At 55.8% G+C, this 12,892-nt stretch carries 11 protein-coding genes; 2 read left to right on the forward strand and 9 right to left on the reverse strand.

Going from position 1 to position 12,892, the window contains the following annotated elements:
• Window positions 1–69 precede the first annotated feature (69 nt).
• Entirely contained in the window at window positions 70–195 is a 126-nt protein-coding gene (gene ykgO, locus K3729_00290; protein UWQ99278.1) for a type B 50S ribosomal protein L36, read from the forward strand.
• Between the two features lie 234 nt (window positions 196–429).
• Entirely contained in the window at window positions 430–1,659 is a 1,230-nt protein-coding gene (locus tag K3729_00295; GenBank protein ID UWQ99279.1) for a PPC domain-containing protein, read from the forward strand.
• A 3-nt stretch (window positions 1,660–1,662) separates the two neighbouring features.
• On the opposite strand, the gene K3729_00300 is transcribed toward K3729_00295, so the two are convergent.
• The 9 genes from K3729_00300 to K3729_00340 all read right to left on the reverse strand — a co-directional run bounded on the left by K3729_00300 (window position 1,663) and on the right by K3729_00340 (window position 12,363).
• The gene (locus K3729_00300) at window positions 1,663–2,121 is read right to left on the reverse strand and encodes a GNAT family N-acetyltransferase (GenBank protein UWQ99280.1); all 459 of its coding nucleotides are present in this window, start codon (window positions 2,119–2,121) and stop codon (window positions 1,663–1,665) included.
• Entirely contained in the window at window positions 2,118–3,776 is a 1,659-nt protein-coding gene (locus K3729_00305; protein ID UWQ99281.1) for a peptidoglycan-binding protein, read from the reverse strand. Before K3729_00305 ends, K3729_00300 begins: the two co-directional genes overlap by 4 nt.
• 18 nt (window positions 3,777–3,794) lie before the next feature.
• Window positions 3,795–4,970: a phenylacetate--CoA ligase family protein gene (locus K3729_00310; GenBank protein ID UWQ99282.1), complete on the reverse strand. Its 1,176-nt coding sequence runs from the start codon at window positions 4,968–4,970 to the stop codon at window positions 3,795–3,797.
• 100 nt (window positions 4,971–5,070) lie between these two features.
• Window positions 5,071–5,895 (reverse strand): ABC transporter ATP-binding protein, encoded by an 825-nt coding sequence (locus K3729_00315; protein UWQ99283.1) that lies wholly within the window; start codon window positions 5,893–5,895, stop codon window positions 5,071–5,073.
• A 72-nt stretch (window positions 5,896–5,967) separates the two neighbouring features.
• Window positions 5,968–7,251: an ABC transporter substrate-binding protein gene (locus K3729_00320; protein ID UWQ99284.1), complete on the reverse strand. Its 1,284-nt coding sequence runs from the start codon at window positions 7,249–7,251 to the stop codon at window positions 5,968–5,970.
• Window positions 7,252–7,333: 82 nt separating this feature from the next.
• Window positions 7,334–8,410 carry a branched-chain amino acid ABC transporter permease gene (locus tag K3729_00325; protein UWQ99285.1) on the reverse strand — a complete coding sequence of 359 codons (1,077 nt, stop codon included), beginning with the start codon at window positions 8,408–8,410 and terminating at the stop codon, window positions 7,334–7,336.
• Window positions 8,411–8,460: 50 nt separating this feature from the next.
• Complete coding sequence (locus tag K3729_00330; GenBank protein UWQ99286.1) at window positions 8,461–9,456, reverse strand: branched-chain amino acid ABC transporter permease; 996 nt, start codon at window positions 9,454–9,456, stop codon at window positions 8,461–8,463.
• A 68-nt stretch (window positions 9,457–9,524) separates the two neighbouring features.
• On the reverse strand, window positions 9,525–10,337 hold the full coding sequence (locus K3729_00335) for an ABC transporter ATP-binding protein (GenBank protein ID UWQ99287.1): 813 nt from the start codon (window positions 10,335–10,337) through the stop codon (window positions 9,525–9,527).
• A gap of 67 nt (window positions 10,338–10,404) precedes the next feature.
• Complete coding sequence (locus K3729_00340) at window positions 10,405–12,363, reverse strand: AMP-binding protein (GenBank protein UWQ99288.1); 1,959 nt, start codon at window positions 12,361–12,363, stop codon at window positions 10,405–10,407.
• Between the last annotated feature and the right edge of the window lie 529 nt (window positions 12,364–12,892).

The raw sequence follows: 12,892 nt of genomic DNA on the forward strand, positions 1-12,892 counted from the left end.
GGTCCTCACGGGCCATAACTGTAACCCAAGGCGCAATCCGCGCGCCGCGAAAAGAAAGAGGATTCTGCCATGAAGGTACGTAACTCCCTCCGCTCGCTGAAAAATCGTCATCGCGATTGCCGCATTGTGCGCCGTAAGGGCCGCGTTTACGTGATCAACAAGACGCAGCGTCGGTTTAAAGCACGTCAGGGTTAATCCTGCGTTAAACCGCTGCAATAGCATTCGAAAAGGGTCGCTTCATTTGAAGCGGCCCTTTTTGTTTGCGACCGCAAGAATGATACTTTCATTCAAAGTTTGCGTGTATTTCTGACAATATTGGCTCTCAAATATCCGGATTTCCTTACCTTTGTGCGCTAGGCACTGGCCAGATGACCTGCCCTAAGCCTAGGATCACGCATCACGACCAAAAATAATGTAAGGATCCGTTCGATGAAGACATCCCATTTACCTTCGATTGCGTTGGCAGCAGCGACACTTGCCGTCGCTTCCCCTGCATTCGCCCAAGATGTGTGTGGTCTCGGCGACGGGCAATGGATCGGCGGAAGCGAAGCATCATCGGACATGACAACAGCGTCTTCCCATCAAGAACAGATGGCGTTGGTGCTGGGCGGCAATGCCTACGTTTCACTGTTTACCCTGTCCGGCACCACCGATGTCCGGGTTGAAGCACAGGGTCGTGGCGCGGGCGATCCGTTGCTTGAATTGCTCGACAGCACGGGCAGCATCATCCTGTCCGACGATGATAGCGGCGGCAATGGCGCGGCGCGCGCGGAAACGCAGCTTGATGCGGGCACATATTGCGTCGCGGTAAAAAGCTACGATGGCGCGCCATTGACGGCCTTTGTCCGCGTCGGCCGGTCAGAACAAGAAGCGCTGACCGCAGGGGCAGCCGTCGTGGTTCCTGATGCGGACACCGACACAGACACCAACGTCGCGACAGGCAGCTGCGCTGACGCGCGTCCTTTGGAAGGGTCACTGGCGGACGGGTTGTTCGGCACCGCATCGGTGGCCGAAAATGCCTACTGGAGCTTTAGCCTGTCGGAAGACACAGCCCTCACCATGACGGCGGAAAATGAAGAAGCCGATCCAACCATGACCCTGCTGGATGCCGACGGGAACTACATCAACGACAACGATGATTTCGATGGCTTGAATTCGCGGCTCGAATACATCGACGCTCTTGCTGCAGGTGATTACTGCATCGAAATCGGTGCTCTGGACAGCAACGATTTGCCAATCACAGTCGGCGTTATCGAATACGATCCAGTGGCAGCCCAGCTTGCGCTATATGCAAGCGGCGATGTTGCACCTCCGCTTGACGGGTCCATCCCGTTTACCGCACTCGGCAGCTTGGACAATCGTTTGCGCCAAGACGTGTCCACAACTGGCGAAATGACGTGGTTTACCGTGGATATGCCAGAGGCTGGCCTGATGCTGATCGAAGCCGTGTCCGTTGGTAGCGAAGGCGACCCATGGTTGGTAGCCTACGATGACCTTGGTCGCAAAGTTGGCCAGAACGACGATTACGGCGAAGGCTACGACAGCTTGATCGCCGCGCGGGTCAATGCAGGCACATATCTAGTTGGCGTGCGTCAATTGGAAGAAGGCATGACAGGCGACGTGCGGATGGTCTTCGAACGTTACACCGCAGCGCGTTAATTTCTAGGCCTCACCCGTCTTGGGTGGGGCTTCAAAAACCGACCATCGACCGCTGTCATCAGTGACCTCGCGCAGATCGGTCCACCCTAAACGCCGCAGTAATCCTGCGGCGTTTTGCGTTGTCGTGAAAAGTGGCGCATCCGCTTGCGCCATTGCCCAGCGCACCAACGCGGTGCCAGCGCCCATTTGCCGTGCAGCGGGCGTGACACACAGGCCGATCAGCCAAATACCTTCGTCGCCAAACTGCGCACCAAACGATGTTTCAGATAGCGCGACAGTTCCGACAATTTGACCGTTCAACAAAGCCGCGCCGCCCGACCGATGTTGACGCCTCTGCGCGATAGTCTGGGCCGCATCCCCCAAACCGCCCGCGCCGTAATACGCGGGCCATGTGGTCATCAGCAGATCGACCAAGACGTCGTCGCAGCCTGCAACATCAGCAATATTGTCGACCTTTATCAATTCTGCCCAAGCGCTTGGAAACCGTCAGCCAAAAGACGAACGATCGTCTGTTCGTTGATAAATCCGGTGATATCCAAATCACGATCTTCTTGGAAATTGCGGATCGCACGACGTGTGTCTTCGTCCAAACCGCCGTCAACGGATCCCGGTTCCAAACCAAGCTGCGCCAGACGCGCCTCGATCAAACGCAGGGTGATGCCGTCCAAGCCCAATGCGTTTTCTGCTGCAATTGCGGCATCATCCGACGGCTCAGGCGCATTCAACGCAGCAATTCGCGCTTCGGCTTCTGCAACAAACGATCCGGCAGGGAACAATTGCAGGTAGGTCTGGTAAGCCGCTTGCGTATTGGTTTCGGTCGCGGTGTCCCAAGCGGCCTTGTCTTCGGCAGCAGCGGCTTGGCGTTTAGCTGCTTCAATCTCGCCAAGCTGTTCAGTCGCTTGCGCGGCAAATGACCCGTCTGGGAACCGTTCCAGATAGGCCCGCAGCCCCGGTTCATCGCCTTGCGCGCCCGTTTCAGCCCAAAACGCACGATCAAGCCGTTCCTTTTCGGCGCGGGCGCGTTCTGCTTCAGCCTCAAGCTCAGCCGCGCGACGTGCTGCTTGCGCATCAAGCTGGTTAATCTGTTCGGTCGTCAGATAACTCGTCTGCGAGAAACCGTTTTGCTGCTGCCAATTCGTGACGGCAGACCGCGATCCAGGGCCAAATATACCATCGATCCCACGCGGATCGAAGTTCAAGATTGTCAGGTCACGCTGGATATCACGCCGCGCATCGCGTGACAGCGATAGCGCTTCTTCTGCCAGCCGCGCGGCGCGATTGGGTTCTGTGTTAATCTCTAAGATCAGGGCATTAGCCTGTTCTACATAGGTCCCGTCAGGATAACGCGTCAGGTAATTGCGGTACGCATCTGCGGTATCCAGCGCTTGCGCGCCTTCCCACAACGCGGTTTCCGCCGCGCGTTCATCATCAGTCGGCTCTGGCGCATCAGGCACCGCAACTGGGGTCACATCATCCGCGACCAGCACCAACGACGCAGGCGTATAACCCTGTGCAGACAACCGATTGTTCGCACGCACAAGCGCCAACACATCCGCACCCGGCTCGGCCATTTCTTGCAACAGATCGGACGCCGCCCCTGTGGTTCCCGTCACCACCGTCACCCCATTTGGCACCGTCAGCGTCCCGATCCCGTCGCGCAAATATGGACCGTAGCGATCATTCGCAGACTGATCCGTGCCCAATACCAGCACCGCCTGCCCCGGTGTGGCGGCCAAAACCTGCAGTATGCTTTCCACAGAAACAGCACCCGCGAGGTTAAACAAAACCGGATCGCTGGCATCAACGGGCAGCAGCCAGCTGCGATCACCATCGGTGACAAACGCACCCGACATCCCGACAACCAGCCTGTCAGCGCCATCAATCCCCGACACAAATCCCGTCAACCTTCGGGTCATGTCACGACCGACGCCGTTAACCTGCGTCTGCACATTGAACCCGACAGCCTGCAACGCATCGGCCGCATCCGCGACATCCGCAGCACCACTGACCCGATCAAGGGTCGCGTATCGATCCACCCCTAGCAAAAGCGCCTGATCGTCAGCGAGCGTCGTGCTACCCCAAAGGGCAATGGCAGTAGTCAGGATAATCCGGCGCATCAGGGCACCTCCGTTTTGTTATGTGTCGTAGGTTCTACGATCTTCGATAACGACCCCGTCGCGCGGGATCGTATTGTCAGCAACAACCGCGACGTCACCGTTTAGTTTCAAAATAGCAGGTAGGCTGGCGGCGATGGCTGCGGCGTCAAGATTAGCACCTTCGCATTGCACGGACATGACATCCGTCTCGCCTGCACGATCCGCAATCACCCGCGCACGGGTCATACCGTCATGCTTTGCGACTAAGGCCGCGACCTGTTCGGGCCGCACAAACATGCCTTTGATCTTGGTTGTTTGGTCAGCGCGACCCATCCAGCCTTTGATCCGCATATTGGTGCGACCACAGGGGCTCTGCCCCGCCATCACAGCAGACAAATCGCCTGTTGCAAAACGGATCAGCGGATAATCGGGGTTCAGGGACGTGACAACAACTTCGCCGACTTCACCTTCCGCTACCGGATCGCCCGTACCGGGGGTGACGATTTCGACGATCACGCCTTCGTCTACGATCATGCCTTCACCAACGGTAGTTTCATAGGCGATGTGGCCCAGATCAGCGGTCGCGTAGCATTGCAAACAGGTGATACCGCGATCCGCGTAGAAATCGCGCAACGACGGGAACAATGCACCGCCAGACACGGCAGCCTTCGTGATTTTTAACGGCAGACCCATCCCGTCTGCTTTTTCGAGGATAATCTTCAGATAGTCCGGCGTACCAGCGTAGGCGGTACAGCCAATATCGTGGGCCGCCTGCGCTTGCAGTTCAGTCTGGCCAGTCCCCGCAGGCAGCACAACAGCCCCTACAGCCCGCGCGCCGTTTTCAAACATCGTGCCAGCAGGGGTCAGGTGATAGCTAAAACAGTTCTGGATGATATCATCGGCATCGATCCCGCAGGCAGCCAGAAAACGCCCAAAACGCCACCAATCATGCGCAGACCCGCCCGGTTCATAGATCGGACCGGGGGATTGAAAAACATGGCTCAGGTTCGTGGCGATCATGCCGCCAAACGGCGGCTGTTCTTTTTGACGGGCACTCAGGTCCGATTTGCGCAGCACAGGCAGTTTGGCCAAATCAGCCAATGACGTGACCTGATCCATGCCACCAACACGTGCAATCTGTGCGTTTAACGCAGCGGTTTGATCCGCTTCACGGGCATCTGCGCTACGTGTTTCAAGGTCGTCAAAATGAGTCATCTTCTCTCCTGTCCTGCCGCCCAGTCTTTTGTTCACTCTGGCGGTCAGCACAGTCAAAGACTAGGGCATCATGGTGTTGTTATACGATATCGGTTGAAATTTAGGCGAGCCAACGCTTACGACGGCGGTAGCTGCGCACGTCACGGAACGATTTGCGGCCATCATCGGACATACCCAGATAGAATTCCTTCACATCGGGGTTTTCGCGCAACTCAGCAGCGGGGCCTTCCATCACGACACGTCCGCTTTCCAGAATATACCCATGATGGGCAAAACGCAGGGCGACGTTGGTGTTCTGTTCGGCCAGCAGGAAAGACACGCCTTCCTTTTCGTTCAGATTCTTCACGATGGTAAAGATTTCTTCGACCAACTGCGGGGCAAGACCCATAGACGGTTCATCCAGCAGGATCGTTTCAGGGCGTGACATCAGGGCGCGACCAATCGCACACATCTGTTGTTCACCGCCCGACGTATAGCCAGCCTGCGATTTTCGGCGCTCGCGCAGCCGCGGGAAATAATCATAAACCATCTCAAGATCAGCGCTCACGGCACCGGACCCGTCGCCGCGCGTATAAGCGCCGGTCATCAGGTTTTCCTCGATGGTCAGATGTTCAAAACAATGGCGGCCTTCCATGACCTGGATCACGCCGCGTTTCACAAGATCAGACGGCGACAGGTCTTGAACCCGATCCCCGCGATAGTTGATCGACCCTTTTGTGACCTCGCCGCGTTCGGAATGCAGCAGGTTCGAAATCGCTTTCAGCGTCGTCGTTTTACCAGCGCCGTTGCCGCCCAAAAGCGCGGTGATCCCACCTTTCGGAACGGACAGCGACACGCCCTTGAGCACAAGGATCACGTGATTATAGATCACTTCGATGTTGTTGACCTCAAGCAACGTCTCGGTCTGCGCGGTGTCATCTAGCATGGAGCAACTTTCATATTGTCTTGCCAAAAATTCGTGGAAATCGGGCGACCCAATCGGGCCGCCCGACATGTTTTAGAGACAACCAGCCTCGATGTTGTTTTCAGCGGCAAATGCAGCTGAATCCTCAGCCACCAGTGGCGCGATTACGGAATCATCAGGAGCGATGAAATCGGTCAGCGGATCGAATGTGCCTGTCGACGCATTCCACTGCTGCACGATACCAAGGCCCGACCCACCGTGGTCCTGACAGGACACAGCAAATTCCGGTCCGATGCCTTCCATGCCCAGTTCGGCCATGCGGGCCGCTGTGATATCTAGCGCTTCCATGCCGTCGCGGACCATTGCGGCGCTTACGTCAGCCACACCGTGAATTTCCTGCGCTGTGGCAATCGCCTCAGATGCCAGCATCGCGGCGTACATCCCGCGTACATACAGCACAGAACCTACGTTGGACCCGTCACCGGCAGCATTGCCCGCATCGACTACCATCGCGCGGATTTCATCCAGAACAGGATAGTTGCGGATCGGGTTCATGTTCAGTGATTTGTAGCCATTGGCCGCATCACCTGCAGGACCTACGTCATGCTCGGCACCAGCCCACCAGTTGCCGATAAAGTTCTCCATCGGGAACCCGATGTTCGCAGCTTCCTGCACGGCCACTTGGTTCATCACGCCCCAGCCCCACATCAGGACATAGTCAGGACGTTCGCGGCGGATTTGCAGCCACTGCGATTTCTGTTCCTGACCGGGGTGATCAACGGCGATCTGCGTCAAATCAAACCCGTGCATCGCTGACAGTTCTTCCAGCGTGCGGATCGGCTCCTTGCCGTAAGCAGAGTTGTGGTAAACCAGCGCGATGGACTTGCCATCCAGCGATCCACCGTTTTCATCAAGCAGGTAGTTCACCGCAACCGACGCCGCGTCCCAGTAGTTCGCAGGATAGTTGAACACCCAGTTGAACACCTCACCGTTCGCAGCCGACGTACGGCCGTACCCCATCGTGTGGATCGGGATACCATCCGCCGTTGCTTTCGGGATCAACTGGTAGGTGATGCCGGTGGACAGCGGTTGATAGATCAGCGCGCCTTCACCTTTGGTGCTCTCGTAACACTCCACACCCTTTTCGGTGTTATAACCTGTTTCGCATTCAATGATGCGGACAGGCTCGCCGCCGATCCCGCCATCGCGTGCGTTCAGCAGGTTGAAATAGTCCTGATAGCCGTCCGAAAACGGTGTACCGCCAGCCGCGTAAGGGCCGGTGCGATAGCTCAGGTCGGGGATCACAAGATCGGCCAGCGCCGGTCCTGCTGCCATCGTACCCGCAAGGGCCATGGCTGCTAATGCCTTTAGTGTCATCGGAAATTTCCTCCCATTGGTTATACCGATTATGTGGGTGCCGGTGTGTCCGGCGTCCGGGCGGGTTGGTCCCCGCCTCGGGTCAATATGGAAACGGCCAGAGCCGTAATTTCTCTTTTGCCAGCCGCCAAAGTTGGGCCAACCCGTGCGGTTCCTTGATCAAAAAGAACATGATCAGACCGCCCACGATCACAAGCTGCAGATGCGCCACCAGATCAGTCGGCCAACCTAGAACATCCACGCCCAACACCTTAAGGGCGACGGGCAACAGCACAAGGAACGCGGCCCCCGCAAAGCTGCCAAAGATCGATCCAAGCCCGCCGATGATGATCATGAACAAGACAAGGAAGGATTTCTGGATGCCGAACGCCTCGCCCACCTCAACCGCGCCCAGATAGACCGCAAAGAACAGCGCCCCCGAGATGCCGATGAAAAACGACGATACAGCAAAGGCCGTCAGTTTCGCTTTCAGCGGGTTCACCCCGATGATCTCTGCGGCGATATCCATGTCGCGGATCGCCATCCATGACCGGCCCAATGTGCCGCGGGTCAGGTTGCGGGCGATGATCGCACAGACGGTCACAAACACCAGACAGATCATATATTGGGACATTGCCGTTGAATTCGGGCCCGTCACGGCCTGTCCGAACACAAACCGCTCTGGCGCGTTGATCTGGCCGGATGCGGAGTAATTGTAGAACCACGCCACCTTATTAAACAGCCAAACGAGGAAAAACTGCGCGGCCAGTGTCGCCACGGCAAGGTAAAACCCTTTGATGCGCAGGCTTGGCAGACCAAAGGCAGCACCAACAGCCGCCGTGATCCCGCCGGCAATCACGATATGAAACACGATATTCACATCAGGAAAGGCAGTCATCAACTTGTAGCAGGCGTAGGCCCCCACAGCCATGAAACCACCCGTGCCCAACGACACCTGACCGCAATATCCGGTCAGAATATTCAGGCCAATCGCAGCAATCGCATAGATCAGGAACGGCACCAAAAGCGACGACGCCCAGTAATCATTGATCACAAACGGGATGACCAAAAACGCAACGGCCAACACAGCCCAATAGCGATAACGGTCGAATTTAATCGGGAACGTCTGGCTATCCTCAGGATAGGACGTCGAAAAATCACCGGCCTCACGATACAGCATGACAGCCTCCTTTATTGCGCCCTAACAACTCAATTTGCGGGTCAGTCACATCAAACACGTTCAATGATTTTCTCCCCGAATAGACCCTGCGGTCGGAACACCAAGAAGATTAACGCCAGCACATAGGCGAACCAGTTTTCAGTCGCACCGCCCACCATCGGACCAATCATATATTCGAACAGTTTTTCACCCACACCGATGATCAACCCGCCAACAATGGCACCGGGGATCGACGTAAAGCCACCCAGCATCAGCACCGGCAACGCCTTCAGCGCAATCAACGACAGCGAAAACTGTACACCCGATTTCGCGCCCCACATGACCCCTGCGACCAAGGCGACAAGCCCCGCCAAAGACCACACGAGCACCCAGATGAAGTTCAGCGAAATCCCAACGCTCAACGCGGCTTGGTGATCATCCGCCACAGCACGCATCGCGCGGCCCTGCTTGGTGTATTGGGCAAAGCCAATCAACGCAGCGACCAAGATGATCGCGACAACCGTGGCGACCATGTCCAACTTGTCGATAAAGAACCCGTAGAAATCGTCGCCACCAAGGCTGGCAGTGAAATCTTCGACCACACGCGATCCACCCTGCGGCAGGCCCAAGGCAATCGTCTTGATCTCAGATCCCCACATCAGATCGCCCACACCTTCAAGGAAATAGGCAAGCCCGATCGTCGCCATAAACAGAATAATCGGTTCTTGGCCCACAAGATGGCGAAACACGAACTGCTGCACGAGCCACGCAAACAATATCATCACCAATAAGGTCACGAAAATCGCCAAAAGCGCGGGCACCTCCCAGCCGAAATGGTGGATTTCAGTGCCAAAGATCGCGTTGATCATATGGGCAAAGGGCACCTGCCCTTCCATGACACCAACAAGGGTCAAAGCCGCGAACAGCGCCATCACACCTTGGGCGTAATTGAAAATGCCGGACGCCTTGAAGATCAAGACAAAGCCTAGGGCAACAAGGGCATACAAAACCCCCGCCATCAGGCCGTTGATGACCACCTCAATTCCGTACAGAAAATCAGCTGACATGGGTTATCTCCCGGAATTGCGGTGCACGGGTTGTGCACGCATTGTGCACGCGGGTCACAAGTGCCAAATCAGTCATGAGCGACCCCCAAATATGCATCAATCACTTCTTGATTATTGCGGACTTCATCCGGCGTGCCGTCGCCAATCTTGCGACCATAATCCATCACGACCACGCGGTCGGACAGGTCCATAACCACGCCCATATCGTGTTCGATCAGGGCAATTGTGGTGCCAAATTCATCGTTCACATCAAGGATAAAGCGGGACATGTCCTCTTTTTCCTCGACGTTCATGCCCGCCATCGGTTCATCCAAAAGCAGCAACTTCGGCTCGGCGGCAAGCGCACGCGCCAGTTCAACCCGCTTCTTCAAACCGTAAGGCAAACGCCCCACAGGGGTCTTCCGGATCGCCTGAATTTCAAGGAAATCGATAATCTTCTCAACGACTTCACGGTTCGCCGTCTCTTCGCGTTCCGCCTTACCCTTCCAGATCGCTTGGGCGAGCATTCCGGCTTTCATATTCGTCAAACGACCCGTCATGACGTTATCGAGCACGGACATCCCTTCGAACAAAGCAATGTTCTGAAACGTGCGCGCAATCCCCTGACGGGCGACCTGAAACGGCTTCATCGGCGGGCGTTTGCTGCCATGAAACCAAACCTCGCCCTCTTGCGGGTTATAGAAACCGGAAATCACGTTCAGCATCGACGACTTGCCAGCACCATTCGGCCCAATAATCGCGCGAATTTCGCCTTCGCGAATATCAAACGAGATATTCTTGATCGCCTCGACACCGCCAAATCGCAGGGTAATGCCACGCATATCCATCATGACGCCGCCAATTTGACGCCCGTCCGCGGTGACGTATCCTTCATCTAGCATAACGCGTCTCCTTCGTGTGGCATGGGATGGTGGGCGGGGCGCATTGCGCAGCAAAAGCGTCGCACCATCATTCCGCCGCAACCTTCACGGCAGGTGCTACAATGGCGTCACGTATATCCAAAGTGGCGGTGATTTTACCCTTGCGGCCATCTTCGTAAGTGACTTCCGTTTCAGTATAAATCTCTGATTTTCCGTCATAAAGTGCCGCAATCAGATCGCTGAATTTCTCTTCCACGATCCGGCGACGCACTTTGCGCGTGCGGGTCATCTCCCCGTCATCTGCGTCCAATTCCTTGTGCAGAACAAGGAACCGATGCACTTGGCAACCCGCCAACATTGGATCCGCTGCAACCGATGCATTCACCTCCGCCACATGCTCTGCAATCGTATCAAGCACCTGAGGATGCTGCGATAATTCTTGGTACGACGAATAGGCTATGTTGTTGCGTTCCGCCCAATTGCCTACCGCAGTCAGATCAATATTGATGAACGCGGTGCAGCGATCCCGATCCGCGCCAAAGACAACAGCCTCAAGGATATTCGGGAAAAACTTGAGCTTGTTTTCCACGTATTTCGGCGCAAACAGCGATCCATCCGCCATTTTGCCCACATCTTTTGCGCGGTCGATGATCCGCAGATGGCCAGACTTTTCCTCGATAAAGCCCGCATCACCCGTCGCCACCCAGCCTTCCGCGTCTTTCGTAGACGCGGTGCTGTCCGCGTTTTTATAGTATTCCACAAAGACACCCGGCGACCGATAGAACACTTCTCCATTGTCCGCGATCTTCAGTTCAACACCCGGACTTGGGACGCCAACGGTATCAGACCGCACCTCGCCATCAGGCTGTTGTGTAATGAAAACAGTCGCTTCCGTCTGACCGTAAAGTTGTTTCAGGTTGATCCCCAAGGCCCGATAAAAATCGAAAATTTCGGGTCCAATTGCTTCACCAGCGGTATATCCAACCCGCACGCGGCTAAGCCCAAGTGTGTTCTTCAGTGGTCCGATCACCAGCAAATCGGCCAGCTTATACTGCAACCGATCACCAAAACTGACGTCTTCGCCATCCAAAAGGCGCGGCCCAATCCGACGGCCAACAGCCATGTATTTGTCGAACAGCCATTTCTTAAAACGACCCGCGTCTTCCATCCGGATCATGACGTTGGTCAGCTGCGTTTCAAACACGCGCGGCGGCGCAAAATAGTAGGTCGGTCCGATTTCGCGCAGATCGAACTGCATCGTATCGGGGCTTTCCGGACAGTTTACACAGAACCCGGTCCACATCGCCTGCCCAATGGAAAAGATAAAATCACCGACCCAAGCCATTGGCAAATAAGCCAAAACTTCATCGCCAGCTTGCAGATGATCGAACTCGGACGAATTGCGGGATGTCTCGATCACATTGCGGTTCGACAGCACAACGCCCTTGGGGCGCCCGGTCGTACCTGATGTGTAAAGCATCACGCAGGTGCTGTTGTAATTCAACGCCGCGGTTCGTTCCGCCATCACCGTTTCCAGATTTGACGCACGTCCAGCGGCCTGCACATCGGCATAGGATGTCATGGCAGAGTGATCGTATTTACGCAGACCGCGACCGTCCAAATAGATCACGTGGTCCAGTCCGGTCAGCTGATCGCGGACGTCTTCCAGCTTATCAACCTGTTCCTGATCACCCACAATCGCGAAGCGCGCACCGCAGTGATCCATCGCATAGGCGACCTCTTCAGCAGCCGCGTCCTGATACATCGGCACAGGCACGCAACCCGCCTTTTGCGCCGCGACCATCGCCCAATACAGCGCGGGCCGATTGCGACCAACAATGGCAACGTGGTCACCAACATTGGCCCCTAGCGACAGCAGACCAAGCGCGAGCGCATCGATCTCTGCTGCGGCTTCGGCCCAAGTCCAGCTTTGCCAAATCCCAAATTCTTTTTCGCGATACGCAGCCTTGGCACCATGCTGTTCAACATTGCGCGCCAATAGTGCTGGTATGGACGTTGGACCCGCAAGGGGTTGCCCTGTCGCCATTGATTTTCCTCCCCCACATTGAATCGCCTCCCCGCGATCCATTGCTTAGGTTTGATACTGTGCCGACCACCTGCGATCCGTCAAATGGTTTTTTGAACAAGCGTTCATTTAATTTATCTGAACAGGTAATGATGCCCTGCCCGAAGCCGTCGCGGACGCCTTTTTTGCAAGCCGATTCAGCGTGAACGTGACACCGCTGAACCGGCCTCACAAAAGGGCACAATTGCAGCTATCTCTTAGATGCTACTGCCATTTTCAAGGCGTTTGGCGTCGAAACACATCTGATTTCAGAGCCAAACCGAAGCAGTTTGAATGGTGAACCACGAGGTACAAAAACTGAAGGAGCAGTGCCCAGATAGTTTTTGACGAAAACCTAAAAGGAGCTCACGACAATCAACCTAATCGCCGCCGCAGCAATTCTGTCCGGCTCTATTCCTGCACAAGACGTCGCAACAGATTCGGGTCGTGCCGATCAAAAGCGGTGGCATAATCTATGACAAAGTTATCGGCACGTTCCGCGGCAACAACG

This window comes from Rhodobacteraceae bacterium S2214, assembly GCA_025141675.1.
GTDB lineage: Bacteria > Pseudomonadota > Alphaproteobacteria > Rhodobacterales > Rhodobacteraceae > Yoonia.

Coding starts and splice junctions, on each gene's coding strand:
- ykgO (UWQ99278.1), top strand. CDS start 70: ATGAAGGTACGTAACTCCCTCCGCTCGCTGAAAAATCGTCATCGCGAT.
- K3729_00330 (UWQ99286.1), bottom strand. CDS start 9,456: ATGTCAGCTGATTTTCTGTACGGAATTGAGGTGGTCATCAACGGCCTG.
- K3729_00315 (UWQ99283.1), bottom strand. CDS start 5,895: ATGCTAGATGACACCGCGCAGACCGAGACGTTGCTTGAGGTCAACAAC.
- K3729_00320 (UWQ99284.1), bottom strand. CDS start 7,251: ATGACACTAAAGGCATTAGCAGCCATGGCCCTTGCGGGTACGATGGCA.
- K3729_00295 (UWQ99279.1), top strand. CDS start 430: ATGAAGACATCCCATTTACCTTCGATTGCGTTGGCAGCAGCGACACTT.
- K3729_00310 (UWQ99282.1), bottom strand. CDS start 4,970: ATGACTCATTTTGACGACCTTGAAACACGTAGCGCAGATGCCCGTGAA.
- K3729_00325 (UWQ99285.1), bottom strand. CDS start 8,410: ATGCTGTATCGTGAGGCCGGTGATTTTTCGACGTCCTATCCTGAGGAT.
- K3729_00305 (UWQ99281.1), bottom strand. CDS start 3,776: ATGCGCCGGATTATCCTGACTACTGCCATTGCCCTTTGGGGTAGCACG.
- K3729_00340 (UWQ99288.1), bottom strand. CDS start 12,363: ATGGCGACAGGGCAACCCCTTGCGGGTCCAACGTCCATACCAGCACTA.
- K3729_00335 (UWQ99287.1), bottom strand. CDS start 10,337: ATGCTAGATGAAGGATACGTCACCGCGGACGGGCGTCAAATTGGCGGC.